This is a genomic window from Halolactibacillus miurensis, assembly GCF_900116255.1.
GTDB classification, from domain to species: Bacteria; Bacillota; Bacilli; order Bacillales; family Amphibacillaceae; genus Halolactibacillus; species Halolactibacillus miurensis.
Genome location: NZ_FPAI01000002.1, coordinates 75,810 through 102,268 on the forward strand (window position 1 = coordinate 75,810; position 26,459 = coordinate 102,268).

At 39.3% G+C, this 26,459-nt stretch carries 31 protein-coding genes and 1 other annotated feature; of the genes, 28 read left to right on the top strand and 3 right to left on the bottom strand.

The window, feature by feature from the left end:
• Window positions 1–7: 7 nt before the first annotated feature.
• The 11 genes from BM390_RS02075 to mtnN all read left to right on the top strand — a co-directional run bounded on the left by BM390_RS02075 (window position 8) and on the right by mtnN (window position 9,363).
• Complete coding sequence (locus BM390_RS02075) at window positions 8–211, top strand: YrzR-like zinc ribbon domain (RefSeq protein WP_062319038.1); 204 nt, start codon at window positions 8–10, stop codon at window positions 209–211.
• Between the two features lie 42 nt (window positions 212–253).
• Window positions 254–461: a binding site (T-box leader), on the top strand.
• A gap of 90 nt (window positions 462–551) precedes the next feature.
• A complete protein-coding gene (gene alaS, locus BM390_RS02080) occupies window positions 552–3,185 on the top strand; it encodes an alanine--tRNA ligase (protein ID WP_089852818.1) in 2,634 nt (877 codons plus the stop codon).
• An 88-nt stretch (window positions 3,186–3,273) separates the two neighbouring features.
• The gene (locus BM390_RS02085; RefSeq protein ID WP_062319040.1) at window positions 3,274–3,540 is read left to right on the top strand and encodes an IreB family regulatory phosphoprotein; all 267 of its coding nucleotides are present in this window, start codon (window positions 3,274–3,276) and stop codon (window positions 3,538–3,540) included.
• Between the two features lies 1 nt (window position 3,541).
• Window positions 3,542–3,955: a Holliday junction resolvase RuvX gene (gene ruvX, locus BM390_RS02090; protein ID WP_089852819.1), complete on the top strand. Its 414-nt coding sequence runs from the start codon at window positions 3,542–3,544 to the stop codon at window positions 3,953–3,955.
• 31 nt (window positions 3,956–3,986) lie between these two features.
• Window positions 3,987–4,268, top strand: coding sequence for a DUF1292 domain-containing protein (locus BM390_RS02095; protein WP_062319041.1), 282 nt, complete (start codon window positions 3,987–3,989; stop codon window positions 4,266–4,268).
• 209 nt (window positions 4,269–4,477) lie between these two features.
• A complete protein-coding gene (mltG, locus tag BM390_RS02100; RefSeq protein WP_231631331.1) occupies window positions 4,478–5,674 on the top strand; it encodes an endolytic transglycosylase MltG in 1,197 nt (398 codons plus the stop codon).
• Window positions 5,675–5,735: 61 nt separating this feature from the next.
• Entirely contained in the window at window positions 5,736–6,380 is a 645-nt protein-coding gene (locus BM390_RS02105) for an O-methyltransferase (RefSeq protein ID WP_062319044.1), read from the top strand.
• Window positions 6,381–6,420: 40 nt separating this feature from the next.
• Window positions 6,421–7,062, top strand: coding sequence for a uridine kinase (gene udk / locus BM390_RS02110; protein ID WP_062319047.1), 642 nt, complete (start codon window positions 6,421–6,423; stop codon window positions 7,060–7,062).
• Between the two features lie 164 nt (window positions 7,063–7,226).
• A complete protein-coding gene (gene greA / locus BM390_RS02115; protein WP_062319049.1) occupies window positions 7,227–7,703 on the top strand; it encodes a transcription elongation factor GreA in 477 nt (158 codons plus the stop codon).
• Between the two features lie 156 nt (window positions 7,704–7,859).
• Window positions 7,860–8,651, top strand: a complete 792-nt coding sequence (locus tag BM390_RS02120) for a YrrS family protein (protein WP_062319052.1) — start codon at window positions 7,860–7,862, stop codon at window positions 8,649–8,651.
• Between the two features lie 19 nt (window positions 8,652–8,670).
• Window positions 8,671–9,363, top strand: a complete 693-nt coding sequence (gene mtnN, locus BM390_RS02125) for a 5'-methylthioadenosine/S-adenosylhomocysteine nucleosidase (RefSeq protein ID WP_062319054.1) — start codon at window positions 8,671–8,673, stop codon at window positions 9,361–9,363.
• 39 nt (window positions 9,364–9,402) lie between these two features.
• Here mtnN and sigK read toward each other — a convergent pair whose 3' ends face one another.
• Window positions 9,403–10,116 (bottom strand): RNA polymerase sporulation sigma factor SigK, encoded by a 714-nt coding sequence (gene sigK / locus BM390_RS02130; protein WP_231631332.1) that lies wholly within the window; start codon window positions 10,114–10,116, stop codon window positions 9,403–9,405.
• 51 nt (window positions 10,117–10,167) lie between these two features.
• Entirely contained in the window at window positions 10,168–10,311 is a 144-nt protein-coding gene (gene sda / locus BM390_RS02135) for a sporulation histidine kinase inhibitor Sda (protein ID WP_143103130.1), read from the bottom strand.
• Window positions 10,312–10,621: 310 nt separating this feature from the next.
• Here sda and BM390_RS02140 point away from each other — a divergent pair, with 310 nt between their 5' ends.
• From BM390_RS02140 to holA, 12 genes are all read left to right on the top strand, one after another.
• Window positions 10,622–11,146, top strand: a complete 525-nt coding sequence (locus tag BM390_RS02140) for a YqeG family HAD IIIA-type phosphatase (protein WP_062319058.1) — start codon at window positions 10,622–10,624, stop codon at window positions 11,144–11,146.
• A complete protein-coding gene (yqeH, locus tag BM390_RS02145; protein ID WP_062319060.1) occupies window positions 11,125–12,234 on the top strand; it encodes a ribosome biogenesis GTPase YqeH in 1,110 nt (369 codons plus the stop codon). The genes BM390_RS02140 and yqeH overlap by 22 nt, the downstream gene beginning before the upstream one ends.
• A 12-nt stretch (window positions 12,235–12,246) precedes the next feature.
• Window positions 12,247–13,080, top strand: coding sequence for a shikimate dehydrogenase (gene aroE / locus BM390_RS02150; RefSeq protein ID WP_062319061.1), 834 nt, complete (start codon window positions 12,247–12,249; stop codon window positions 13,078–13,080).
• A gap of 17 nt (window positions 13,081–13,097) precedes the next feature.
• On the top strand, window positions 13,098–13,388 hold the full coding sequence (gene yhbY, locus BM390_RS02155; protein ID WP_062319062.1) for a ribosome assembly RNA-binding protein YhbY: 291 nt from the start codon (window positions 13,098–13,100) through the stop codon (window positions 13,386–13,388).
• 12 nt (window positions 13,389–13,400) lie between these two features.
• Window positions 13,401–13,964, top strand: a complete 564-nt coding sequence (locus BM390_RS02160) for a nicotinate-nucleotide adenylyltransferase (RefSeq protein ID WP_062319063.1) — start codon at window positions 13,401–13,403, stop codon at window positions 13,962–13,964.
• Window positions 13,957–14,520 (top strand): bis(5'-nucleosyl)-tetraphosphatase (symmetrical) YqeK, encoded by a 564-nt coding sequence (yqeK, locus tag BM390_RS02165; RefSeq protein ID WP_089852820.1) that lies wholly within the window; start codon window positions 13,957–13,959, stop codon window positions 14,518–14,520. Before BM390_RS02160 ends, yqeK begins: the two co-directional genes overlap by 8 nt.
• Before the next feature lie 32 nt (window positions 14,521–14,552).
• A complete protein-coding gene (rsfS, locus tag BM390_RS02170) occupies window positions 14,553–14,909 on the top strand; it encodes a ribosome silencing factor (protein WP_062319064.1) in 357 nt (118 codons plus the stop codon).
• 2 nt (window positions 14,910–14,911) lie between these two features.
• Window positions 14,912–15,649 (top strand): class I SAM-dependent DNA methyltransferase, encoded by a 738-nt coding sequence (locus tag BM390_RS02175; RefSeq protein ID WP_062319065.1) that lies wholly within the window; start codon window positions 14,912–14,914, stop codon window positions 15,647–15,649.
• A gap of 173 nt (window positions 15,650–15,822) precedes the next feature.
• A complete protein-coding gene (locus tag BM390_RS02180) occupies window positions 15,823–16,458 on the top strand; it encodes a helix-hairpin-helix domain-containing protein (RefSeq protein WP_089852821.1) in 636 nt (211 codons plus the stop codon).
• A gap of 27 nt (window positions 16,459–16,485) precedes the next feature.
• On the top strand, window positions 16,486–16,947 hold the full coding sequence (locus tag BM390_RS02185; protein ID WP_089852822.1) for a ComE operon protein 2: 462 nt from the start codon (window positions 16,486–16,488) through the stop codon (window positions 16,945–16,947).
• Between the two features lie 36 nt (window positions 16,948–16,983).
• The gene (locus tag BM390_RS02190) at window positions 16,984–19,245 is read left to right on the top strand and encodes a DNA internalization-related competence protein ComEC/Rec2 (RefSeq protein WP_089852823.1); all 2,262 of its coding nucleotides are present in this window, start codon (window positions 16,984–16,986) and stop codon (window positions 19,243–19,245) included.
• A 132-nt stretch (window positions 19,246–19,377) separates the two neighbouring features.
• Entirely contained in the window at window positions 19,378–20,394 is a 1,017-nt protein-coding gene (holA, locus tag BM390_RS02195) for a DNA polymerase III subunit delta (RefSeq protein WP_062319071.1), read from the top strand.
• Window positions 20,395–20,519: 125 nt separating this feature from the next.
• On the opposite strand, the gene rpsT is transcribed toward holA, so the two are convergent.
• Window positions 20,520–20,786, bottom strand: coding sequence for a 30S ribosomal protein S20 (gene rpsT / locus BM390_RS02200; RefSeq protein WP_062319073.1), 267 nt, complete (start codon window positions 20,784–20,786; stop codon window positions 20,520–20,522).
• A gap of 169 nt (window positions 20,787–20,955) precedes the next feature.
• Between rpsT and gpr the strand changes: the two genes are divergently transcribed.
• From gpr to hemW, 5 genes are all read left to right on the top strand, one after another.
• The gene (gene gpr, locus BM390_RS02205; RefSeq protein ID WP_062319075.1) at window positions 20,956–21,981 is read left to right on the top strand and encodes a GPR endopeptidase; all 1,026 of its coding nucleotides are present in this window, start codon (window positions 20,956–20,958) and stop codon (window positions 21,979–21,981) included.
• Window positions 21,982–22,035: 54 nt separating this feature from the next.
• Window positions 22,036–22,977, top strand: a complete 942-nt coding sequence (gene spoIIP / locus BM390_RS02210) for a stage II sporulation protein P (RefSeq protein ID WP_062319077.1) — start codon at window positions 22,036–22,038, stop codon at window positions 22,975–22,977.
• 50 nt (window positions 22,978–23,027) lie between these two features.
• Complete coding sequence (locus BM390_RS02215; RefSeq protein ID WP_062319079.1) at window positions 23,028–23,237, top strand: hypothetical protein; 210 nt, start codon at window positions 23,028–23,030, stop codon at window positions 23,235–23,237.
• Between the two features lie 86 nt (window positions 23,238–23,323).
• A complete protein-coding gene (gene lepA, locus BM390_RS02220) occupies window positions 23,324–25,138 on the top strand; it encodes a translation elongation factor 4 (RefSeq protein WP_062319081.1) in 1,815 nt (604 codons plus the stop codon).
• Window positions 25,139–25,293: 155 nt separating this feature from the next.
• Window positions 25,294–26,457, top strand: coding sequence for a radical SAM family heme chaperone HemW (gene hemW / locus BM390_RS02225; RefSeq protein WP_062319083.1), 1,164 nt, complete (start codon window positions 25,294–25,296; stop codon window positions 26,455–26,457).
• Window positions 26,458–26,459 lie beyond the last annotated feature (2 nt).

Here is a 26,459-nt window from a genome sequence, read left to right on the forward strand (position 1 = left end):
GACGTGTATGCGGTGTTTTTACTGCCAGCACTTAAGTTTAGGTGAAATTTCCACTAAACATTATTATTGTATGGAATGCTGTTTAGAGTTTAAAGTTGTGGAAGACCGATGGTATGGCTATATGATAGATGAGGAAGGTGACCTTCACCTAGAGGTTTCATCAGACATGACATTTTCACCAGCTGGAACAACTCATCAGACTATCGATTGACAGCGGCAAAAAGATTCTCTATAATATCGGGTGAAACGATAGAAAAAAACGTCGAGAAACAGGAGTACATATCAGCCCATTTAAAGAGACGCTTACCCTTAGGCTGTAAGGTGAGCGAAATGAAGAGGTATGGAAGCTCGTTTTGAGTGTAAATTAACCATTTACCGGTTGAATGCCGTTATCATTCACTAAAGGTGATAGCGTTAGCTATAATCAGGGTGGTACCGCGAAGATAACTCTCGTCCCTGCAAGATATTGCAGGGATGGGAGTTTTTATATTGCCTATCGTTAGCAATAAATGGCTGTATATAAGTAATGATTAATAAAGGAGCGAACACAGATGAAAGCATTAACCTCAAGTGAAGTAAGACAAATGTTTTTAGATTTCTTTGAATCAAAAGGCCACCGGATTGAACCGAGTGCCTCACTTATCCCACAAGAAGATCCAACGTTACTATGGATTAATTCCGGTGTAGCAACGTTAAAAAAATATTTTGATGGACGCGTCATGCCTGCTAATCCGCGTCTAGCGAACGCGCAAAAATCGATTCGAACAAACGATATTGAAAACGTTGGCTACACGCCGCGTCACCATACGTTCTTTGAAATGTTAGGTAACTTTTCGATTGGTGATTATTTCAAAGAAGAAGCGATTGAGTATGCATGGGAATTTCTAACGAGTGATAAATGGATTGGTTTTGACCCAGAAAAAATTTCAGTCACCGTGCATCCAGAAGATGATGAAGCGTTCCGCTACTGGAAGGATACCATTAAACTACCAGAAGAGCGGATTATTCGTTTAGAAGAAAATTTCTGGGATATCGGTGAAGGTCCAAGTGGACCTAACACGGAAATTTTTTATGACCGTGGGGAAGCTTATGGCAATGATTTAAATGATCCTGAACTTTACCCTGGCGGGGAAAATGATCGTTATTTAGAAATTTGGAATTTAGTGTTTTCTCAATACAACCATAATCCTGATGACACGTATACACCACTACCGAAGAAAAATATTGATACGGGGATGGGACTTGAACGAATGATTTGTGTCATCCAAGGGACGGAAACAAATTTCGAAACCGATTTATTCTTACCGATTATTAAAGAAGTAGAAAAGTTAACCACCGTTAATTATGGTGACAACAAAGAAACGGATACAGCCTTTAAAGTGATTAGTGATCATATTCGTACGGTTAGTTTTGCGGTCGGTGACGGTGCCTTACCTTCTAATGAAGGTCGTGGGTATGTGTTAAGACGGTTATTGAGACGCGCAGTTCGTTTTAGTAAGCAACTTGGCATCGATAAAGTTTTTATGGCGTCACTCGTTCCTACAGTGGCTTCTATTATGGAAGCCTTTTATCCAGAAGTAAAACAAAAACAAGACTTTATTATGAATGTGATTCAAACGGAAGAAGAACGCTTCCATGAAACATTACATGACGGCTTAGTTATTCTGTCTGACATTATTGACCAACAAACGAAGAGCAATGAAACGGTTGTGCCAGGTGAGTATGTCTTTAAGTTGTATGATACGTACGGTTTCCCGAAAGAATTAACGGAAGAATATGCGCATGAACAAGGTTTTACAATTGATGAAGCAGGCTTTTTAGTAGAGATGGAAAAACAAAAAGCACGCGCACGTAATGCGCGTCAAAAAGTGGATTCCATGCAAGTCCAAGACAGTGTCTTTAGTGAACTAACAAAAGACAGTACGTTTGTCGGTTATACAACCCACGAAATCACCACGACGGTTGTGGCGATGATTGAAAATCAAACCTTTGTCGATCAAGTCACCGGAGAGGAAGCGTTTGTGATTTTAGCTGAAACACCGTTTTATGCAGAAAGTGGCGGTCAACAGTCAGACTTAGGCGTGATTTATAATGATCACTTTAAAGCGACGGTTAAAGAAGTGAAAAAAGCACCGAAAGGGCAACACCTTCACCTGATCGAAATCACTGAAGGTGAGCTTCAATTAGATGAGACTGTAACGGCACAAATTGACCGTGAACGTCGATTATTGATTGAGAAAAATCATACCGCCACACACCTATTACATCAAGCATTAAAAGATGTCTTAGGTACGCACGTGAATCAAGCAGGGTCACTTGTTAGTGCTGATCGGTTGCGTTTTGACTTCTCGCATTTTAGTTCGGTATCATCTGAAGAGCTTCAAGCAATTGAAACAAAAGTGAATGAACAAGTCTGGGCCTCACTTCCGGTTGAGATTACCAACCGTTCAATTGAGGAAGCGAAACAAATGGGGGCAATGGCGCTCTTTGGTGAAAAATATGGTGACGTTGTACGAGTTGTTAAAGTCGGTGACTATAGCCTAGAGCTATGTGGAGGTTGCCATGTCACGAATACCGCAGAAATCGGACTATTTAAACTTGTGGCTGAATCTGGTATTGGTGCTGGTACACGCCGAATTGAAGCGGTGACGGCAAAAGGTGCTTATCAGTTTGTTAATAAACAAGAAGTGGCTTTAAAACAAGCAGGTGAAAAGTTAAAAGCACAGCCATTAAACGTGCCAGAAAAACTTGATCAACTGTTTCTAGATATGAAACAACTACAAAAAGAGAACGATGCCTACCAACAAAAATTATCGAGCTATGAAGCGAAGAATATTTTAGACAAAGTTGAACAAATTAATGACGTTGATTGTTTGATTGCACAAGTGAATGTCTCAGATATGAATCAACTCCGCTCAATGGTCGATGATTTAAAACAAAAACTACCGTCAGGTATTATTCTCTTAGCGGCCGTCAATGATGGAAAAGTACAATTTGCGAGTGGGGTTTCAAAAGATCTTGTTGAGAAAGGTTACCATGCAGGTAAGTTAATTAAACAAGCAGCGACCGTTTGCGGTGGCGGCGGTGGCGGTCGTCCAGATATGGCGCAAGCAGGTGGGAAAGAGCCTGAAAAAGTACAAGAGGCGTTACAAGAAGTAAAAACAATGATTTCTTCACTCGGATAACTTGTTAAATAGACCACATTAACGGTATAATGGTCGTAAGTAAGATTTACGTCATTTAGAAAACTTCAGTTAAGGACGAGGTGTTAGTATGGAGAATATGGATCAGACGATGAAATTTAATTTCTCAGAGGAGCCAGTTGAAACAAATGTCAAAGACGTCTTGTTAACTGTCTATCACGCATTAGAGGAAAAAGGTTATCACCCGATTAATCAAATTGTTGGTTATTTACTTTCAGGTGACCCGGCCTACATTCCGCGATATAAGGATGCGCGAAACCTTATTCGTCGCCTCGACCGTGATGAACTCATTGAAGTGTTAGTCAAAGATTTTATCGATCAACATAAAGAGGTATAATATGAAAAAAATGGGCTTAGATGTCGGCTCGAAAACAATCGGTGTTGCGGTAAGTGACATGTTTGGGTGGACAGCGCAAGGAATTAAGACGATTCGGTGGGATGAAGAAGACATAACATCAGCCGATGAAGAGTTAAAGCAAATAATTCAAGAACATGAGATTTCTGAAGTTGTGATTGGTTTGCCTAAACATATGAACAATGATATTGGGGACCGTGGTGAAAAGGCACTTCACTATCAAAAACATATAGAAGAGACGTTTCAACTGCCAACGGTGATGTGGGATGAACGCTTATCAACAATGGCAGCCGAACGCGTGTTATTAGAAGCTGATGTCAGTCGCAAGAAGCGGAAAAAGGTCATTGATAAAATGGCGGCCGTGATGATTTTACAAGGTTACCTTGACTCAAAGTAACAATCAATGAATATAAAGGAGGTCAAAGAATATGGCTTTAATTGAAGAAGAACGCATTATCATTCCTGGAGAAAACGGTGAAGAAAATCTTTACGAGGTGATTTTCACTTTTGACATCGAGGAAAACAATCAATCATACGTCGCGGTTGTGCCAGTCGAGCAATCAGAGGATGAAGAACAAGAAGTCTTTGTCTTCCGTTATGAAGAAAAAGACAATCAAGATGATTTAATGTTATTCTCAATCGAATCAGATGAAGAATGGGATATTGTCGAAGAAACATTTAATACACTTGTAGACCAGATGGATCTATAATTAAAAACAAAGGTCAAAACATACAAAGTCGATTCGCTGACTTTGTATGTTTTTCGCTTTTGTTAGAAAAATGTAACATCACCCAATATCTTTGCGTCTTTAGTCATGAATACGTTAGAACAAACAACAGGCGCTAAAAGTAAATAAGAGAAAGCTGTGGAAAAATGCGTCGGGTTTTAGTATAATGTATCAGATGAGGAGGGACGCAGGTGACTGAAGATAACCAAAATAATTCAAAAGAAATAAACGAAGATAATCAAGATAATAATAGCGTCAAGCATACGTTTGAACAAACGAAGCAGAAAATGCATCATAACTTTTTAAATCGAGCAAAAGAAGCGAGTATAACGAGAAGAATCGTCGTTGTATCGATAGTTGTATTCATTATTCTGTTTGGTTTTGGTGGAAAGTTTGCCTATGATTATATTATGGACGGACTAAGTCCGGTTGATGAGTCAAGTATGGAGGAAGTACAAGTAACGATTCCTTTAGGTTCGTCATCATCGGCGATCGCGGAGATCTTAGAAGATAATGGTGTCATTAATAATGCGTTAATGTATCGTATTTACATTAAAGTTAATAACGTAACGGATTTTCAAGCAGGTGATTATACACTGTCACCAAGTATGACACTAGCTGAGGTTTCAAATGAATTGCAGTCTGGTCGTATCGTTGAAGAAGCGAAATTTTTTGTCACGATTCCAGAAGGTCGCACGATTGAAGAAATAGCGACGTTGCTTAGTAATAACGTGAATATTGATGAAGAGGCATTTTTAGATTTGATGACAGATGAGGCCTACATTCAATCATTGATTGAAAAGTATCCAAGTATTTTGTCGGAGACGATTTTAGATGATGATATTCGTTACCCGCTTGAAGGTTATTTATTTGCGGCAACGTATCCAATGTATGAAGATGAGCCGTCAATGGAAACGATTATTGAACAAATGCTTGATAAAACGGAAGATGTGTTACTCAATTACTTTGCGGAAATTGACGGATTAGAACAATTCTCTATCCATGAAATCTTTACCTTTAGCTCACTCGTAGAACGTGAAGCAAGAAATGAAGAAGAACGTCAAATGATTGCGGGTGTCTTTTATAACCGTTTAGAAGAAGGTATGAGACTTGAAACAGACCCGACCGTGCTTTATGCGCTAGGGGAACATAAAGATCGTGTGTTATTCTCTGATTTAGAAATTGATTCACCTTATAACACCTATCGTGTGTACGGACTTCCCGTTGGACCCATCTCAAACTTTGGTGAGAGTTCATTGGAAGCAGTGATTAATCCAAGCGACACAAATTATTTATACTTTGTCGCGGCGGATGGTGAGATTTATTACTCTGAAACGTTTGAAGAGCACCGCAGAAAAGCAAATGAATATTTAGATCGTGATATTTAAACAGCGAATCAGGGAAATGTGTTCCCTGATTTTCTCTGTGTATAAAGGAAGGTGATCACATATGGATGCACATGTTTTTGACTATATTAAACGATTAACCATACCATCGGTCTATCCGTTTAACGTCATGGAGCGTGAAGCTAAAGCGCAACATATTCCGATTATGGAACCTGATGGGATAGCTTTTTTAAAACAATTAATTCGCCTTCATCGACCGACGCGTATTTTAGAAATTGGTGCGGCAATTGGTTACTCAGCGCTACAGATGGCAAGTGTTCATGCCAATATTCGCGTCGTTACCGTAGAACGAGACGACGAACGCTTTAAAACAGCCGTAGAAAATATACACCAATATGACCAACATCAACAAGTAGAGATTTTGCATGGTGATGCGTTTGATTTAGCGGATCAGTTAAATAGTAAAGGACCGTACGATCTCGTGTTTATTGATGCGGCTAAGGGCCAATACCAACGTTTCTTTGAAACATTTACAACGAACCTGACGGACCAAGCGATGATTATTACAGATAACGTCTTATTCAAAGGGTATGTCTCAGATGCAAGTGTTGCGAGTAAACGCTTAGCTAAACTGTCTCAAAAAATTGATCGATATAATCAGTGGCTCACCCAACTTGAAGGGTTTACGACGGTTATTGTTCCTGTCGGGGACGGTGTGGCCATAACAACGCGACACATAAATGAATGAAAAAATGCGAGAAAAAATATCAATAAAGGGGTCTGGAAGTATGGAGAATGAACGTAGTAAACCGATTGTTATTGGGGTATCTGGAGGATCAGGTTCAGGTAAGACGTCGGTCACTCGGTCGATTTGTGACCGCTTCGAAGATAAGTCTGTCTTAGTCATTGAACAAGATTTTTATTATAAAGATCAATCACATTTACCATTTGAAGAACGCTTAAAAACAAACTATGATCATCCGTTTGCTTTTGATAACGATTTATTAGTAGAGCACTTACATCAGTTGCTTCATCATGAGGAAGTTAACAAACCTATTTATGATTTTAAACGTCATACACGTTCAAATGATACGATGCTTGTAGAGCCTAAAGACGTTATTATTTTAGAAGGTATTCTTGTGCTAGAGGATGAACGGTTAAGAGACTTAATGGATATTAAAGTTTTTGTTGATACTGATGCAGATTTACGTATTATTCGCCGGTTACTACGTGATATTAATGAACGTGGACGTACGATTGATTCGGTTATTGAACAGTACTTGTCGGTTGTAAGACCGATGCATTTACAGTTTACCGAACCGACCAAACGCTATGCAGATTTGATTATTCCAGAAGGTGGTGAAAACCATGTCGCAATTGATATTATGGCGACAAAGATTGAAACCATTTTGTCAAAACAACACAAATAATGCTGGGCGCTTTCAAAATTTATGAAAGAAATGTAAAAACCTATTGAAATATCAACGAGAATCCGTTAGTATGATTTTTAATAGTCTTTTGTTCATAATTGATAAAAGGCTAGCATAACGTTATAGAGACAAATATGTGAATGGTATTAAAAGGAGAGTTAGTCATGGCTACAGAAAAAAGTTATTATATGACCGAAGAAGGAAAAGAAAAGTTACAACGAGAATTAGAACACTTAAAAACCGTTCGACGTCCAGAAGTTGTTGAACGTATTAAAATTGCCCGTGATTTTGGGGACTTATCTGAGAACTCAGAGTATGATGCAGCAAAAGACGATCAAGCCTTTGTTGAGTCGCGTATTACCCAAGTAGAAACGATGATTCGTAACGCTGTTATCATTGAAAACGATGACAGTGACCAATCGACGGTTCAAATGGGACGGACGGTTACCTTTATCGAATTACCAGATGGTGACGAGGAAGAATATACCATTGTTGGTAGTGCAGAAGCTGATCCGTTTGAAGGTAAGATTTCAAATGATTCACCTATCGCCAAAAGTTTACTTGGCCGTGAAGTCGGTCAAGAAGTTAATGTGCCAACACCTGGTGGCGACATGCGTGTTCGTATCACTGAAGTAAAATAATAGAAAAGTAAGTGGCTTTCTCTTTCTTAAGTAAACAGTCATCAGATGCTGATTATGAAAGGTTTAGAAAGTCACTTTTTCTTTTGTTTTATAGCGCATACCTAAGAACTATTGTATACTAAGAGAATAGAATAATGATGAGGGAGGCTACATACGGTGGAAGATGATATTGTATTCAGCAGAACGAGACGTCTCAATAAGAAGCGTAAAAATAAGCGTTGGCTTGTTATTTTAATAGGCATTCTCGTTGTCTTTTTATTATCGGTCATTAGTGCGCCGATTATCTCACAAATCATGTTTAGTGAGGATGAAGCTACTGAGGAAACGACGGATAATCCTGTAGATGACCATACGGATGAAGAAGATCTTAATGACTTAGCGGAAGATGAACCAGTCGAAGATAACACCAATGACGAGACGGCAGCGGATGAGGTCACTGGTGAGGATGAAACTGATACAGAAGACCGAGACGCATCAGATAGCGAGACAACGGATGCACCTAAAAATCCAGATGATTATGACTTAACTTTTGTTGAGTCAACAGAAGACAATGTGCTTTCAAGTTATCAAGCGGATTGGGATGCGGTACCAACAACGCAAGCCGAACCTCATACCATCAGTTTTGAACAAGAGACAAAAGACTGGGAAGAAATGTTACAAGCGGCCACACTGGCGACAGGGATAGAGTCTGAGGCGATGCAGTACTTGTGGGTGAGTGGTAATGGCCCGAATAAAGTGTCGGCTACCTTTACGGACCGTGCCACACAGGAACATTTTCGCGTGTTGATTGAATGGGTAGAAAGTGAAGGCTATACACCGACACGTGTTGATTTACTAATAGAACATGATCAAATGTCACGCTTTTCTAGCCAGCCCGAGTCACAGAACGATGAGCAAGCAAATGATGCGTCTGAATCAAGTGATTCAGCTGAGAACAATTTAGAATGATAGTTAGGAGAACGAATGAATGATAGGAATTATTGGTGCTATGGATGAAGAAGTACGTTTATTAAAAGAACATATGACAATAACGGAGGAAGTTCAAGTGGCTAACTGTGATTTCACTGTCGGTAAGTTAATGGACGTTCCGATTGTTTTGTTGAAATCAGGTATTGGGAAAGTCAATGCTGCACTAGCGACGACGATTTTATTAGAGCGTTTTGATATTAAGGCTGTCATCAATACTGGTTCTGCCGGTGGATTAGATACAACATTATCGGTCGGAGATATCGTTATTGGTCGAGAAGTCGTTCATCATGATGTTGATGTTCGGGCCTTTGATTATGACTATGGTCAAGTACCGGGTATGCCAAAGCGTTACCTTGCTGATCATCTGCTTATTGATGCGGTTGAACAAGCCATTGAAGAAAGAAACGAGGTGCATTCAAAACAAGGTCTGATTGCGACAGGGGATAGCTTTATGCAACATGCCGATCAGGTAAATGGCGTATTAGAGCATTTACCTGACACAATGGCTGTTGAAATGGAAGCCGCGGCAATAGCTCAAGTTTGTTATCAATATGAAGTGCCGTGTGTTGTTATTCGCTCATTATCAGATATTGCTGGAAAAGCATCCAATGTTTCGTTTGATCAATATCTTGACCAAGCAGCAAAACATGCGGCTGAATTGATTATGCGCGTCGTTACCAAAATAGCTTAGTAAACATGCCGTGTGAAAGCAGGTGCTTTTACATGGCATTTAATCTGTTTGTTTAGCTTCAATGTCTTGTTGATAGGCTTTGAATAACTTGAATAACGCGCGTTTTTCGATACGTGACACATAACTTCTGGAGATGTTTAACGTTTTTGCGATGTTTTTCTGAGTTTGTTCAGTATGGTTACCTAAACCAAAGCGAAGCATCAGTACTTTTTTCTCACGGTCATCAAGTAGCGGGAAGTATTTTTTAATTTTTACGAGGTCATTATTTTGCTGGAGCTGTTCATCTAGATCAACTGTAGGAGAAGTTAATACGTCGAGTAACGCTATCGCATGACCATCTTTATCATGCCCAATCGGTTCTTCTAACGACGTTTCTTTCGATCGTTTCTTTTGTTGTCTGAAGTGCATTAAAATTTCATTTTCAATACAGCGGGCAGCGTAAGTCGCAAGTTTTGTTCCTTTATTGGGGTGGAATGTATCAATGGCTTTTATTAAACCGATAATCCCAATTGAAATAAGGTCATCCTGATTGGTCTGTTTTTTTTCGTATTTTTTTACAAGATGGGCGACTAAACGTAGATTATGTTCAATGAGTTTATCACGTGCTTGGTCATCACCTGCGAGTAATTGATCAATAAACATCGCTTCCTCGTCTTTTGTTAACGGTTGAGGGAACGTTTGATGTTTGACGTAAGTGACAAATAAGAAGCTATTGTTCAAAAGGAAGTGAAGAAGAAAAAACCAAGTTGACAATGCAATCACCACCATTTTCGTTATAATATAACGTATGACAAAAAGGTGGAATTATGCAGAAGGTTTTTCTTCTGGAAGAATCAGTCGACGCTTTTTAATTTCCTGATGTAGTAAGAGGATAAACCGTCTGTCTAAAGAGAGTTCTGATGCTTTTTTTAGTGTGTTTAACAGTTGTTCATTTGATAATCGATGCATGTGTTTCATGCCTTTCTATATAGGATACTCATACTCTATCAAATCGGCTTTATTTTGACAAGAAACGTAAAAATGTTGAAAACTTGTAGATAAGTTGTGGGTAAATACGTCGAATGCCGAAAAAAGATGAAGATAAGAGCGTTTATGAGTGGGTAAACTGTTGATAAAGTTATCCACAATGAAAAAAAGAAAGAGATTTGTCGAACGGTTTTTGTCATGTTATGATAAAATAATGTCAGTTTAAATAAAATGCGGATAAATGATTGAGGATATAAAATAAATAAGTCAATGAAAATATTGAGGTGAGACTGTGTTAAGAAAATTTTTACCCGATCAACATGTAGCAGATATTTTTGAAATTACGCCTGAAACGTTAAAAGAAAAAAATATTAAAGGGATCATTACGGATTTAGATAATACACTCGTTGCTTGGAACGAACCAAATGCAACGGTAGCGATTAAAGAATGGTTTAATCAAATGGCGAGTAACGGTATCAAAGTGAGTGTCGTTTCCAATAATGATAGAAAAAGAGTCAAGCATTTTACAACCCCATTGAATCGACCGTATATTCATCGGGCAAATAAACCGTTAAAAGGGGCTTTTCGTAAGTCATTAAAAGAAATGCAGTTAAAAAAGGAAGAAGTTGTCGTTGTTGGTGATCAAATTATGACCGATATTTTCGGTGGTAATCGCGCAGGTTTTCACACGATTTTGGTCGTCCCTATTCTTCAAACAGATGATAAAGCGACCAAGTTTAACCGCAAGATTGAACGGTTTATTTTAAATAAATTAGAGAAAAGGGGTTGGATTGAATGGCAAGGGAAGAAAAATTAACCTGTCAAGGTTGTGGTGTAGCGATCCAAACAGAAAATAAGGACAAACCAGGTTTTGTCCCATCGTCCGCGTTAGAAAATGAGGAAATCATTTGTCAGCGGTGCTTTAGATTAAAGCACTATAACGACGTGCAAGATGTTGGTTACTCAGATGGTGACTTTTTAAAGATGATCAGTCAGATTGCTGATACGAAGAGTTTAGTCGTCAAGATTGTGGATGTGTTTGATTTTAATGGGAGCTTCATTAAAAGTTTACACCGACTCACCGGTAACAACCCGATTATTCTTGTTGGCAATAAAATTGATTTATTGCCAAAATCAACGAATTTAAATCGGTTAAAGCAATGGATGAAGAAATCAGCTAAGGATTATGGTTTAACCGTCCAAGATGTCTTTTTAGTTTCATCAAAAACGGGTAAAGGTTTCGATGAGGTTAAAGCGAATATGAATGCTTATAGACAAGGGAAAGATGTCTATGTGGTAGGTTGTACAAATGTTGGTAAGTCAACGTTTATTAACTACTTAATTAACGAGTCTACCGGTACAAAAGAGGCGATTACGACGTCTTATTTCCCAGGGACCACGTTAGGTTTTATTGATATTCCGTTAGACCATAACGCCAGTCTTTATGACACACCAGGTGTAATTAACCGTCAACAATTGACACACTACTTATCGAAACAAGATATTAAGACGATTACGCCAACAAAAGAAATTAAGCCACGTGTGTATCAAATCAATGATAAGCAAACATTATTTGTGGGCGGATTAATTCGGATTGACTTTATCAAAGGAGAACGCCAACCATTTGTGTTATACTTTGCTAATGCTCTTGATATCCACCGGACGAAGTTAGAAAAAGCCGATCAACTGTATGTCGACCACCTCGGGGGTATGTTACAACCGCCAAGTGAAAGTTCCAAAGCTGAATATCCACCACTACAAGAGCGGACCTTTAAAGTGTCTGGTGAAAAAACAGACATTGTCCTTCCAGGTTTAGGATGGATTACCCTCTCCGGTGAGCCAGCGACCATTGCTGTTTCTTCACCAAGTGATGTCCCAGTCAGTGTCCGTTCAGCTATTATTTAAGTGGGTGATATGATGCGACTTTTTTTAATTGGCTATCCGCTCGGTCACTCTATGTCTCCGTTTATACACGGTTTGTTTCTCAATCAAATAGAGAGAAAAGGAACGTATGAATTGAAGGAATTATCACCAGATCATTTTGATGAACACATCACAATCTTAAAGCAATCGAATTTTGATGGTTTTAATATTACGATTCCTTATAAGGTCGATATTCTTCCATTTTTAGATGCGATTGACCCACAAGCAAAAGCCATCGGTGCTGTTAATACCGTAGTGATTCAAGACGGTCATTGGACAGGTTATAATACCGATGGTCAAGGCTATGTGCAATCATTAAAGTATCACTACCCTCATCTTTTTCATGCATCGAGCCGCTTATTAATTTTAGGTGCAGGTGGGGCAAGTCGTGGGATTGTGCATGCATTAAATGATCAATGCTGTGCGTCGATTACCATTAGTAATCGAACAGTAGAAAAAGCTGCGGCGATTATTGAGTCTTTACCAAAGAAAAAAACGTATCACGCCATCAGCTTTAGTGAAGCTGAAGCGACACTCGACCAATTTGATGCGATTATTAACACAACGTCATTAGGAATGGAGCCCCATGTGAAGACGCAAGCGATCCATTTAGACCGGATAAAACAAGGAGCCGTTGTAAGTGATATTGTGTACAAACCGTTTAATACCGCCTTACTAACCGAAGCAAAATTAAAAGGTGCCCATATCCATCATGGTCATGAAATGCTTGTCTACCAGGCGGCTTTAGCCTTTAAGTTATGGACAGGACATGATGTGGATGTACGCCCGGTAATTCAGGCGTTTGAAGAGAAATTAAAACAATCATAATGAAAAGAGGAAATCCGATGTTAACAGGGAAACAAAAACGATTTTTACGTTCACAAGCGCATCATTTACGTCCGATTTTTCAAGTAGGAAAAGACGGCGTTAATGAGAATATGATTACAACAATCAACGAAGCGCTAGAAAAACGAGAATTAATAAAAGTAGCCGTCTTACAAAATTGCTTAGAAGAGACGGATGATGTAGCAGTAGCATTAGTTGAAGGTACTGAGAGTGAACTTGTCCAAGTCATTGGTCATACAATTGTGCTATATAAACCTTCAGTAGAAAATAAAACGATTCAATTACCTTAAGGGATTGATACGATGAAGAAAATTGGTTTACTCGGTGGTACGTTTGACCCACCTCATATTGGCCACATGATCATTGCTGATGATTGTTTTCATGCGTTAGAGCTAGATGAGGTATGGTTTATCCCATCACAAATTCCACCGCATAAAAATAAAGCGAATGTCTCAAGTGACAAACGATTAGACATGGTAACCCGTGCCACCTGTCATCACCCGCACTTTAAAGTGAAGGATTTTGAACTCACTAGACAAGGGCGATCATATACGATTGATACGATGACGATGATTAATGCGGCCTATCCCGATTGTATCTTTTATTTTATTATTGGTGCTGATATGGTAGAATATTTGCCGCACTGGCAGGCAATTGATGAACTTGTAGAAGTCGTTCAGTTTGTCGGTATAAAAAGACCAGGATACACGCTAGAGACACCGTATCCAGTCAAGTTTGTTGATAGTCTTGAAATGGACGTTTCTTCGTCTATTATTAGGGAAAGAATGAAGACAAATCGACCGTGTAAATATTTGATGCTACCAGCTGTGTATCAGTATATAAAGGAGCACAAGTTATATGAATAAACAACAGGCGCTTAGCCTCGTAAAACCACATTTAACAGAGACCCGCTATCTTCATACAGAGCGTGTCGTTGAAACGGCTCTTGCGTTGGCCGCACGGTTTCATGTTGATCCAGAAAAAGCGATGCTTGCGAGTGCTTTTCATGATTATTGTAAATATCGGTCGTTAGATGAAATGAGACAACTGATTGAAGACAGCGACCAGTTACCACTACATTTATTAGATTTTCACCATGAATTGTGGCACGGGCCGGTGGCGTCTATTTTAGTAGAGACTGAATTAGGTATTAAAGATAGGGCGATACAATCAGCGATTTATTGGCATACAACCGGTCATGCCAACATGACAGATTTAGAAAAAATCGTCTATTTAGCTGACTATATTGAACCAGGTCGGGTCATTCCTGGGATTGAACACGTCAGACGGGTAGCTAATTATGACTTAGACCAAGCGGTATTTTTAGCTTGTAAAAATTCCATCGGTTTTCTCGTCAGCAAGTCACGTAAGGTTTACCCAGAAACATTAAATTTATATAATGACTTAGTCGGTACGATATAAGAATGAATGAAATTATATTAGGAGGGGTTTTATTGGATAGTCGAACTTTATTAGAACTAGCAGCAACAGCAGCTGATGATAAACGCGCGGAAGATATTATTGGATTGGATATGAGAGAATTAACATCGGTCGCTGATTATTATCTCATTTGTGATGGGTCAAATGAACGTCAAGTTCAAGCTATTGCGCGTGAAATAAAAGATCAAGCCGAAAAAAGTGGCATCAACGTTAAACGACTCGAAGGTTTTGATAAGGCACGTTGGATTCTCGTTGATTTAGGCGATGTTGTCTGTCATGTATTTCATCAGGAAGAACGTAATTACTACAATTTAGAGCGCCTTTGGGGAGATGCACCTGTCCTTATGTTAGCATCCAATCATGAGGCGTAACGATGTCTTACCAACATTTAGCTGCGCTTTATGACGAATTAATGCAAGATGCCCCGTATGACGAATGGGTATCGTTTACGGAAAAAATGCTTGAAACACCAGTCACAGCGATTTTAGATGTCGGTTGTGGCACGGGCCAAATTACCCGTCGGTTAAGTCAAAAAGGTTACCAGATGACGGGTGTTGATTTATCTGAGGAGATGCTGATTGAAGCGGCTAATGATCCAAGTGTTGAAACGAGTCACATTCAGTGGATAAAACAAGACATGAGGGAATTGGCAGGGTTTAATGATCAAGCGCTGATTGTGAGCTATTGTGATGTCTTAAACTATATCACGGAAAAAGAGGATGTCTTAAAAGCGTTTCGAGCGATTCATCAAAGTCTCGCCAGAGATGGGCAATTTATGTTTGATGTCCATAGCTTAGCACATGTTCAGTCGATGAGTGATCACATCTATTCAGAAGTCCAAGATGATTACAGTTACATTTGGTTTTGTGACCGTGGTCAGGCTGAGGGTGAGATGTTTCATGACATGACATTCTTTATTAAAGAAGGCCATTGTTATCAGCGTTATGATGAAAGTCATCATCAAAGAACATACAGTATGGCGACTTATACCGATTTGTTAAAACAAGCGGGATTTAATGACGTTCGCGTGTATAAAGATTTTGAGACAGATCCCATCACATTGGCTGATGAACATCACAGTGAACGACTCTTTTTTATTGCGAAAAAATAATGGGCAGGCTGTAGACACTCATTTTTGACAGAAAGGCGAGTGAAATTTAATTTCATTCGCCTTTCTGTTTTTATATTCGCATTTACGAGATCTATCCCCCTCTTTTGACGAACAATGAAATATGTTATAAGTAAAGAGATCATATCGAAAGGTTGTTGAAAAGGGGAGATGAGATGGGACGTATAAATGACTATAAATGGGTAATCGCCCTTGTGATCTTACTATTATTTGGTACAATCCTTATTTTGACTAAAAAAGAACAGGCGCTAATCGAAACCCCGCTCGAGACAGAAGAGACAAGTGAGGACTCACTAGAACACATGATGGCGGATGCTGAAACAGAGGCAACGGAAAATAGTGTAGCGTCTAAACAAGCTGGAAGCTTTATGTATGTTGACGTTAAAGGTGAAGTGTATCAACCGGGTGTCTATCGTGTAACGGAGGGGATGCGCATTCTTGATGTTATTGAAGATGCGGGTGGCTTTTCGAATGATGCTGATGTTAATCAAGTGAATTTAGCGATGAAAGTATACGATGAAATGGTCATTTATGTGCCGCATGAAAATGAGGTGGAAGAAGGAGAGAAGTTGGACCTCTACCCGGGTCAGAATCATGATAAAATAAGAATCAATGAGGCGACAATAGATGAGCTGATTTCTTTACCGGGCATTGGGGAGAAAAAGGCAGAAGCGATTCTTCAATACATCGAGTCCAATGGACCGTTTCAATCACCGGATGACCTAACAGAAGTTGAGGGAATAGGTGAGAAGACAGTGGCTAATTTTTCGGATCACATTCAAGTGCCTTAAGGCACAAATAAGAAAGGAAGGGATTATATGGAGAGAATTTCTTGGCACCAATATTTTATGGCGCAGACGCACTTGATTGCGCTGAGAAGTACCTGTGAGCGATTGACGGTTGGAGCGACGATTGTTAGAGATAAACGAATAATTGCCGGTGGCTATAATGGCAGTGTGTCTGGTAGTGCTCATTGCATTGATGATGGTTGTTATGTCATTGATAACCATTGTGTGAGAACCGTACATGCGGAAATGAATGCTGTTTTACAATGTGCTAAATTTGGCGTACCGACAGATGGATCAGAAATATATGTCACACATTTCCCGTGTTTGCAGTGTACGAAATCCATTATTCAGGCAGGGATTAAAAAGGTATACTATGCGAAAGATTATAAAAATCATCCGTATGCGATAGAATTATTTGGTGAAGCTGGAGTTGAGACGGAGAAAATCCCGCTTGACGACGAAGCTCTTCAACTGGTACATACACTTGAGTAGTCAGAGACACCTCATCGACCTAGGTGAGGTGTCAACATGACTCACCGATTATATTTACTTGTGCCAATGAGTCTCATAACCGTCGGTTTAACAAGCATGTCTGTTTCCTTTCTTTTGGCAACGATGATCGTTACTTCCTCTTTAGTCTTTCTTCTTTTTTTTCGATACCTCTCGCTATTAGAAGTACTCGTCTTCCTCGGTGTTTTTGTCGTCATTTTCTTTCGATTTACAGATGCATTCGAACCCTCACTTGTCGTATATCAACAAGATCTTAAAGAGACCATCATCGGTGAAGTGACGCAAGTGAAACACCAAGAAATTGCGTACCAGCGGTTTTTAGTCACACCAGAAAGTCAGTCGTCAAATATTCTTGTCACCCATTTTGATTCAATCGATTTTGACCTTGTCCCTGGACAACGTTTGCGCCTGCAGTTAACGTTTGAATCACCTGAACAGCCACAAAATCCCGGAATGTTTGACTATGATCGTTATTTACTCACAGAAAATGTGACCGCAAAAGCCGTAGCGCAAAAGATTGATTATGAAGGAGAAGCATTTTTTACACCAGTTTTTGCGTATCGACTCACATTTCTTGATTGGTTGCAAAAGCAACTAAGTGAAACGTCTTTCGGTCTAGTTAGTGCACTCGTGTTAGGAGAAAGAAGTCTACTCGATGACTCGTTTAAAGAGCTATTCACTCGGTGGCATTTGACGCATCTCTTAGCCATTTCTGGCCTGCATGTCGGTTTGATGGTGCATATCCTCTCGTTATTTTTATCCCGAATCGGTCGTTTAAGTAAAGAAACGATGCGACTTGTGTTAATGCTTGTGTTTATTTGTTTTCCCTTTATCGCTGGAGGCACACCATCGGTGTTTCGAGCAAGTCTGGTAGGCTTATTAGGCTATTTAGCGCTCGTCATTCGAACGAAAGTGTCAACGCTTGATGCCCTCTCATTTGTCTTTCTGTTACTTATGATCATAAAACCACATTGGCTTTATCAATTAGGGTTTCAGTATTCTTTTCTTGTTACGTTTAGCCTCGTGTTATCTCGACCGATCTTATTGCGTATTCATAAACCACTCCTTTCCTTGACTTTCATTACTTTTCTTAGTTTTTTTATCACGTTACCGCTTCAATTAAGTAAGTTTTACAGTGTGAATCTGTTTAGCTTATTCATAAACCCCTTAGTTAATCTACTGTTTTCATTCCTCATTATTCCGCTTTGTTTTGGTATGGTTATTATCGCGTTGTTTATACCAGTTTTGTTGCCTGTTGTTGATGGGATATTAGCCATGACATTTAACGGCTTATTTTTTGTTTTAACAGAGATAGATCGGTTGTTTTATTTACCATTTGTGACCGGTAAACCGCATATGTTTCACTTAATACTATATGTCATTATACTGTTTCTCTTATTAAGGGCCGTTGATCAAACAGATTACAAGAAGGCAGGTCGTTATGGGTGGGTGATTGTGCTCACTGTTAGCATGATTAAAGCGATGCCTTACCTTAATCCTTATGGCCAAGTGACACAATTAAGTATTGGACAAGCGAATGCGCTCGTGATTGAGTTACCACACCGACAAGGCGTCTATTTGTATGACATTGGTGCGACAACGGGAAACGATTATGTTGAAGTGACTGACGAAGCCTACACCCGTGTGGTTAAACCATTTTTACACTACCGCGGGATTCACCGTATTAACGGCGTGTTTTTATCTCATAGCCATCAAGATCACATCGGGAGTTTACCGTTTCTTATTGAGGATTTCCGAGTAGACCGTATTTATATTAATGCTTTTTTTGATCAAGCGAGTGTCCTGCCAGGGATTGATTATACGATACTTGAGGCTAATCAGCGCTACCAGATGAATCACCATGATTTTGATGTAGTCTTACCAACTCACCTGCAAGATGATCCAAATGATGAGTCAATGGTTATTCACACCACCTTTGGTCCGCTATCATTTTTATTAACGGGTGATATTTCGGCCCAACAAGAACAGGTCTTTATAAAACGCTACCCAAATAAACAAGTGGATGTATTAATGGTGGCACACCACGGGAGCCAAACCTCAACAGATGAGCGTCTATTAAAGCAATTTACGCCGTTGTATGCCGTTATTTCAGCGGGTCTAGACAATAGTTTTAAACATCCCCATCCCGCTGTTATTGAGCGTCTGAACGATTATAATGTGGCCGTGTTTCGAACGGATATTGACGGGGCAGTTATCTACCGGTTCCATAAACGTAAGGGGACGTATACGTGGGACAAAACAACCACCGTAAAAAAATAATCGTGAGGAACCACCGTTTCTACCTTGTCAAAGTGATGAAATAACTTTAAACTAAATGAGGGAGAACAAAACATCCAGGCATGTGTAACCATACCGGAGAGGGGGAAGCTCTAAAAAGAGCGACACTTAGATATGCATTATTTAGAAGCGAAGAAACAAATAAAAAAAATAGCGAAACAACCTGTGATCGTTATTTATGGCGATGAACAGTTTTTAATTGAATCACTTATACAATCGATCGTGGACGTGATCTTAACTGAAGCAGAAAAAGAGGAGCAACTCATTACTTATGACATGGAAGAACAACCACTTGCCGATGCCATCCTTGAAGCAGAAACCTTTCCGTTTTTTGGTGGGAATAAAATCGTGGTGTGTGAGGGGAGTTATTTCTTAACGGGTAAAAAGGTAAGAACACCTGTAGAGCATGATCTTGATCGGTTCATCGATTATTTGGAACAGCCAGTTGATTTTTCAACGTTGATCATTGTCGTGCCATATGAAAAATTAGATGAACGGAAAAAAGTCGTCAAAGCATTAAAAAAGCAAGGTGATCTGCTTGAATGTAAAACAATCATTGAACGCGATCTCAGCCAATGGTTTAGTTACTTTAAACAGCAGTATCAGATTGATTTTTCAAAAAGAATCGAAGACTTACTTATTCAAGAAGTGGGGACCTCACTTCAATTATTAGAAAAAGAAATTGAAAAGTTGAGTTTATTTCAAGGGACTGGTGCGATTATTGATGAAGATGCGAAAGCACTGATCTCTCACTCGGCAAAAGCATCAAGTTTTACGCTCGTTGATGCGGTGATGAACCGTGACCTTTCTTTAGCGATAAACACCTATAAAGATCTCGTCCGTCTAAATGAAGAAGAGATTGGTTTATTAGCTTTACTATCTTCGCAAATTCGAACGATTTATCAAGTAAAAACGTTACTGACAAAAGGATATAGTCAAAAACAAATTGCCCAGCAGATTAAAGTACACCCTTATGTCGTTAAGATGTCAGAAACACGCGCGAAGCGGTTTAATCTTAATCAACTATATCAAGCCCTTGATTTGTGTGCTGAAACGGATTACACGATTAAGCAAGGAAAAATGGATAAACGTTTAGCTTTTGAAATGTTGCTCTATCAGCTCGTCATATAACATCTAGAAACATCAATCTGTGGTCAGGGTTTAAACAGGCGTATCACTAAATGAAAAAAATGACCAAACAAAAAACGATCCTTTTCGAATGAGGATCGTTTTTTTATGTTGGTCATTGAAGTTGTTTATGCACCTAATTGGTTTACTTTTCTCACTAAACGTGATTTTTGACGTGAACCATTGTTTTTATGCACAATGCCTTTTTGAACCGCTTTATCAATTTTTTTAATTGCAACGTTAAGAGCTACTTTCGCATCCTCAACATTGTTTTCATTTACTAATTTTTCAACGCGCTTAATCATTGAACGCATTTCAGTTTTAACTGGTGCATTAAGTAAACGAGCATCCTCATTTACGCGGATACGTTTTTTAGCTGATTTAATATTTGCCATGTTTATTTCACCTCCACCTATAAACATCCATATAAATAATCATGGAACAGATGCTATTGTACCAAAGGTTCTTAAAGTTTTCAATATAAATATGTTGAATTTGACAACTTTGTTTTAAAAAAGTCGTGAAGTGGACAAGCTAGAAAAAAATATAAAGGAAGTGTAGCAAGTGAAGTCCTCTGAAAACCAACCATTATTTACGAGTGATTTAATTTTAGAATTGGATGAAGTATTAAATGTATCTAACCTTGATGAGACTGAGACAGGCATATCAGTAAAGGAAACGATACATGCAGATATAAACGTATCTGAAGTGATGATTTCAGATATAGGTGAAGAAAGGACGGGGAAGAAAGCGGGTAAATATATGTCGTTTCATTTGCCTCAACCGCTCAATGATCGGCAAGGTGTGATTGAAACAGTCGCTCAGGCAATGAATCAGTTAATTGGCTCCCCTGAGCGATACCCAACCATCCTCGTTGTTGGTTTAGGTAATCAAAATGTCACGCCTGATGCGCTTGGTCCGCTAGTCGTTGGACATTTAGATATGACCGCACATTTACCTGAAAAATCTCGTCCGTTCGTTAGTGGGTTTGTTCCAGGCGTGATGGGCGTCACAGGGATGGAAACGGAAAAACTAGTCAAAGGTGTAGTGGAACAAACCAATCCATCGCTCGTGATTCTTATCGATGCCTTAAAGGCGCGCCATATCGAACGATTGAATCGGACAATTCAATTGACAGATACCGGTATTCAACCCGGTTCTGGTGTCGGTCAACGCCGTACATCGATTGATCGAGATTATTTAGGTGTCCCTGTCATCAGTATAGGTATTCCAACGGTGGTTGATGCCGTGACAATTACGTATGACGCGATGATGTTGTTGTCACAGTACTTTAATCGCGCCCAATCAGCAGTGGATGCACCAAGGCAGCGATTATTTTCTGGCAGTTTACATGTGGGGGACCTCGGCGATACGGAAGCTCTACCAAAAGAGCAAGCGAAAAAGTATTTTGGATTATTTGGCTCACTGTCTCACGAGGACCAACGTCAATTAATGACGGAAGTACTAACTGAAGAAGGTAGAAATTTGATCGTCACACAAAAATCAATCGATGAAGACATCGATTACCTGAATCGATTGTTAGCTGAAGGGATTACTGAATATGTGAGACAGGCATCATCACAGTTCTAAGATTAAGGCGTTAAGCATAGATTAAGCAAGGCGTAATAAGGAAAGGGGATGTCTATGCTTAAACGCCAAAGTGAACGGTCATATTATCTTTTGCAACTCGTGTTTATTAGCTTATTTATCACCGGTTTATTCATTATCAGTTCCTTTATATCATTGGAGACGTTGATGTTTGATCAGCTACCGTTGATGAATCCAGATACATTATTCGCTAAGTCTACTCATACGGCGATAGAAGAAACACCGCTCATTACTTCCCTAATAAAGCCGATGGGGCCTGTAAATGACTATTTGGTGGCACATTATCAAGTAGAAGACATCCCGGAAGATCATGCGCGTACGGTAGTGCAAAAAGTCAAAACAACATCAACACAAAAGCGTGCGAGTATATTTCTTTATACGACGCATAATCGCGAATCATTTCTACCCGAGTTAGGTCATAGTCAACCTAACCTGGCCTTTAGTGACACGTCCAATATTCAGTCACTATTACCGTTTTTTGAAGAGGCATTAGAAAACGATGGTTTTCAGCTCTATACGGATACAACAGATATTCAATCGGTGTTAAAAGCGGAGAACTTAACTTATCAAAAGTCATATGACGTATCTAGACGCTCGCTAGAACAAATCCTCAAACAAGTACCTGATTTAGCTTTTAGTTTTGATTTGCACCGGGACAGTAATCGAAGAGCGGTTACGACAACTGAGATCGACGGTACCTCACATGCGAAATTTTTGTTTGTTATCGGTAAAGATCATCAGGATTATCATAAAAACGAAGCGTTTGCCAATCAATTATCTGATGCGTTAAATAGCCACTATCCTGGTTTAAGTCGAGGAGTAAAATTACTAGGTGGCAGTGGTAGAAACGGGATATATAATCAAGATGTATCACCAACAAGTATATTAATAGAAGTCGGTGGTGTTGATAACTCCTTAGCAGAATGTCGGGCGTCCTTAGAAAAACTTGCGAAGACGTTAAATGGTTTACTTGACTAGTCTCGCCGTGTTGACTAAATAATCATCATAAAAGAGAGGGAGAAAAAAGTATGAAGAAACTCGTCATTTTTATTGCGGTCATGCTTGTACTATATTTAATTGAACAAGAATTAACGCTTACAACAACGGCAGCTGTCACACAAGGACCCGACGTCTATAATCATCACTCGCATCTTTTTTATGAGATCAGTCAATGGATTGAGTGGCGTGTGATTTATGTTTTTGATGTCATTATTCGTGTTGTGGGCAGTTGGTTTTAAGTAACTGTCAAAAATAATTGAATGATTGGTGATTCACTGCTATAATCAACACTGTATTGTTGTCGAAAAAATAGGAGTGAAGTAATGTGAATAAAGGAAGAGACCAGAAAAGGGTACGTAATTTTTCAATTATTGCCCATATTGACCACGGGAAGTCGACGCTTGCTGACCGTATTTTAGAACAAACAAAAGCCCTCACCCAACGTGAGATGAAAGAACAAATGTTAGATGCGATGGACTTAGAACGTGAACGTGGAATTACGATTAAATTAAATGCGGTACAATTAAAATATGATCATACAGACGGGGAAGAGTATATCTTCCACCTTATTGATACCCCGGGACACGTCGATTTCACCTATGAAGTGTCACGTAGTTTAGCTGCATGTGAAGGGGCTATTCTTGTCGTCGATGCCGCGCAAGGTATTGAAGCTCAGACACTGGCGAATGTCTACTTGGCGTTAGATAATGATTTGGAGATTATTCCTGTCATTAATAAAATTGACTTACCGAGCGCAGACCCTGAGCGAGTGAAGCAAGAAATTACGGATGTGATCGGTATTGACGGTGAAGAAGCGTTGTTAGTTAGTGCGAAATCAGGTATTGGGATTGAATCAATTCTTGAAGCCGTCGTTGATCGAATCCCAGCACCTGACGGTAATGTGGATGAGCCGCTTAAGGCGATGATTTTTGATTCCCTTTACGATCCTTACCGCGGGGTTGTCGCGTATGTCCGTATTAAAGAAGGTTCGGTTAAAGTAGGCGATAAGATTAAGATGATGGCCACAGGTAAAGAATTTGAAGTAAATGAATTAGGTGTCTTTACCCCGAAACCTGTCAAGTTAGATAAATTAGAAGTCGGTGATGTTGGTTACTTAACGGCCGCCATTAAAAATGTCGGTGATTCACGTGTAGGTGATACGATTACGTTAAGCAATAACCCGGCCAGTGAACCACTACCAGGTTATCGTAAATTAAACCCTATGGTCTTTTGTGGGTTGTATCCGGTTGATGCTAGTAAATATAATGATTTGAGAGAGGCGCTTGAACGTTTGGAACTTAATGACTCCTCACTTCAATATGAAGCAGAAACATCTCAAGCGTTAGGATTTGGTTTCCGTTGTGGATTCCTCGGCTTACTACACATGGAGATTATTCAAGAACGAATTGAGCGTGAATTTAATATTGATTTAATTACGACGGCACCGAGTGTTATTTATCAAGTTGAAAAAACCGATGGTGACGTGATCTCGATTGATAACCCGTCCTTCATGCCAGACGCTCAAGCAATTGAAAAGGTCATGGAACCTTACGTCAAAGCAACCGTCATGGTACCTAACGATTATGTTGGTCCGGTAATGGAATTGTGCCAGAATAAACGCGGCGACTTTATTGACATGCAGTATTTAGATGAAAATCGAGTCAATGTCGTCTATGAGATTCCGCTCGCAGAGATTGTGTATGACTTCTTTGATAAATTGAAATCACAAACGAAAGGCTATGCCTCATTTGATTACGAACTCGTAGGATATAAAGCATCTAAACTTGTTAAGATGGATATCTTGCTCAATGGCGATACGATTGATGCGTTATCGTTTATCGTGCACCGTGATTTTTCATTTGAACGTGGGAAACAAATTGTTGAAAAGCTCAAGAGTTTGATTCCACGTCAACAGTTTGAAGTGCCTATCCAAGCAGCTGTTGGCAATAAAATTGTCGCTCGTTCAACGATTAAAGCGATGCGTAAAAATGTGTTATCAAAATGTTACGGTGGGGATATCTCACGTAAACGGAAGTTATTAGAGAAGCAAAAAGAAGGTAAGAAGCGGATGAAGATGGTCGGATCCGTTGAAGTACCACAAGAAGCGTTTATGGCTGTGTTACAGATGGATGATGAATAATGATAAACCTCACTAGCTTGTGTTAGTGAGGTTTTGTTTGACTTCAACTGAGAACTTTTTTAAGATGAATAGGGAATGTGACTAGGATAAAGAGCGCATGCCTTAAATACAAATAATAAACTCCTATGAGTTTATTGGTAGAAAGAAGTGAAACAATGATTACGTCCACATATATCCATATTCCTTTTTGCGAAAAGATTTGTCATTACTGTGACTTTACTAAGTTCTTTTACGAAGAACAGATGGCTGATGACTATCTTGATGCGCTTGAACAGGAAATAGCTTACTATATTCATACAAACCATCAACCGATGCGAACCATTTATGTCGGAGGAGGAACACCTACGGCGTTAAATGAGCGTCAGTTAGAGCGTTTACTTCAGATGATTCAACGCTTTTTTAATGTCGAAGATTGTTTGGAATACACCTTTGAGGCTAATCCAGGTGATCTAAATGAAGCCAAAATAAAACTATTGAAAGCTTACGGGGTTAATCGTATTTCAATGGGTGTGCAAGTATTTGATAATGATCTATTAGAAGAGCTTGGCCGCCTGCATCGAATCAATGATGTTGATGATAATATTAACGCATTAATAAAACATGGCTTAACGAACATTAGTATTGATTTAATGTACGGACTGCCTAATCAGACGTTAGCAGGATTTGAACAAACATTGGACCGGGCCTTAAGTTATGACTTGCCCCATTATTCTTCGTATTCATTACAAATTGAACCTAAAACCGTGTTTTATCAGCGCTACATGAAAGGGAAACTGCATAAAGCGCCAGAAGAATTAGAAGCCAACATGTTTGAAATGTTGCTTCGGAAAATGACGGAAAACGGGAAAATCCAATATGAAGTCAGCAACTTCGGAGAACCCGGTTTTGAATCTCAACACAATTTAACCTATTGGGATAACCAATATTATTACGGTTTTGGCGCTGGAGCATCCGGCTACTTACCTCACGAACGTTACATTAATAACCGTCCTTTCCCTGCTTACGTAAAAGCAGCGACAGAACGCGGAGCAGCCGTATTAAATCGAGAAGCCATTACGATTAGAGAAGAAATAGAAGAGCAAATGTTTTTAGGTTTAAGAAAACGTTCAGGTGTCGAACGAGAGGTTTTTTATAAGCGCTTTGGTTTTCAATATGATGCCTTATACAAGCAAGCCATTAACGAATTAGTTGAAAAAACATGGCTAGAAGATGATGGAGAAACCATCCGGATGACCGATCATGGCCAACTGTTTGGTAACAGTGTGTTTCAAGCTTTCTTATTGCCCGATGCCTTAGACATAAATAAATATCTCAAATAAAT

Coding starts and splice junctions, on each gene's coding strand:
- BM390_RS02075 (WP_062319038.1), top strand. CDS start 8: ATGCGGTGTTTTTACTGCCAGCACTTAAGTTTAGGTGAAATTTCCACT.
- alaS (WP_089852818.1), top strand. CDS start 552: ATGAAAGCATTAACCTCAAGTGAAGTAAGACAAATGTTTTTAGATTTC.
- BM390_RS02085 (WP_062319040.1), top strand. CDS start 3,274: ATGGAGAATATGGATCAGACGATGAAATTTAATTTCTCAGAGGAGCCA.
- ruvX (WP_089852819.1), top strand. CDS start 3,542: ATGAAAAAAATGGGCTTAGATGTCGGCTCGAAAACAATCGGTGTTGCG.
- BM390_RS02095 (WP_062319041.1), top strand. CDS start 3,987: ATGGCTTTAATTGAAGAAGAACGCATTATCATTCCTGGAGAAAACGGT.
- BM390_RS02105 (WP_062319044.1), top strand. CDS start 5,736: ATGGATGCACATGTTTTTGACTATATTAAACGATTAACCATACCATCG.
- udk (WP_062319047.1), top strand. CDS start 6,421: ATGGAGAATGAACGTAGTAAACCGATTGTTATTGGGGTATCTGGAGGA.
- greA (WP_062319049.1), top strand. CDS start 7,227: ATGGCTACAGAAAAAAGTTATTATATGACCGAAGAAGGAAAAGAAAAG.
- mtnN (WP_062319054.1), top strand. CDS start 8,671: ATGATAGGAATTATTGGTGCTATGGATGAAGAAGTACGTTTATTAAAA.
- sda (WP_143103130.1), bottom strand. CDS start 10,311: ATGCATCGATTATCAAATGAACAACTGTTAAACACACTAAAAAAAGCA.
- yqeH (WP_062319060.1), top strand. CDS start 11,125: ATGGCAAGGGAAGAAAAATTAACCTGTCAAGGTTGTGGTGTAGCGATC.
- aroE (WP_062319061.1), top strand. CDS start 12,247: ATGCGACTTTTTTTAATTGGCTATCCGCTCGGTCACTCTATGTCTCCG.
- yhbY (WP_062319062.1), top strand. CDS start 13,098: ATGTTAACAGGGAAACAAAAACGATTTTTACGTTCACAAGCGCATCAT.
- BM390_RS02160 (WP_062319063.1), top strand. CDS start 13,401: ATGAAGAAAATTGGTTTACTCGGTGGTACGTTTGACCCACCTCATATT.
- yqeK (WP_089852820.1), top strand. CDS start 13,957: ATGAATAAACAACAGGCGCTTAGCCTCGTAAAACCACATTTAACAGAG.
- BM390_RS02175 (WP_062319065.1), top strand. CDS start 14,912: ATGTCTTACCAACATTTAGCTGCGCTTTATGACGAATTAATGCAAGAT.
- BM390_RS02180 (WP_089852821.1), top strand. CDS start 15,823: ATGGGACGTATAAATGACTATAAATGGGTAATCGCCCTTGTGATCTTA.
- BM390_RS02185 (WP_089852822.1), top strand. CDS start 16,486: ATGGAGAGAATTTCTTGGCACCAATATTTTATGGCGCAGACGCACTTG.
- BM390_RS02190 (WP_089852823.1), top strand. CDS start 16,984: ATGACTCACCGATTATATTTACTTGTGCCAATGAGTCTCATAACCGTC.
- holA (WP_062319071.1), top strand. CDS start 19,378: ATGCATTATTTAGAAGCGAAGAAACAAATAAAAAAAATAGCGAAACAA.
- rpsT (WP_062319073.1), bottom strand. CDS start 20,786: ATGGCAAATATTAAATCAGCTAAAAAACGTATCCGCGTAAATGAGGAT.
- spoIIP (WP_062319077.1), top strand. CDS start 22,036: ATGCTTAAACGCCAAAGTGAACGGTCATATTATCTTTTGCAACTCGTG.
- BM390_RS02215 (WP_062319079.1), top strand. CDS start 23,028: ATGAAGAAACTCGTCATTTTTATTGCGGTCATGCTTGTACTATATTTA.
- hemW (WP_062319083.1), top strand. CDS start 25,294: ATGATTACGTCCACATATATCCATATTCCTTTTTGCGAAAAGATTTGT.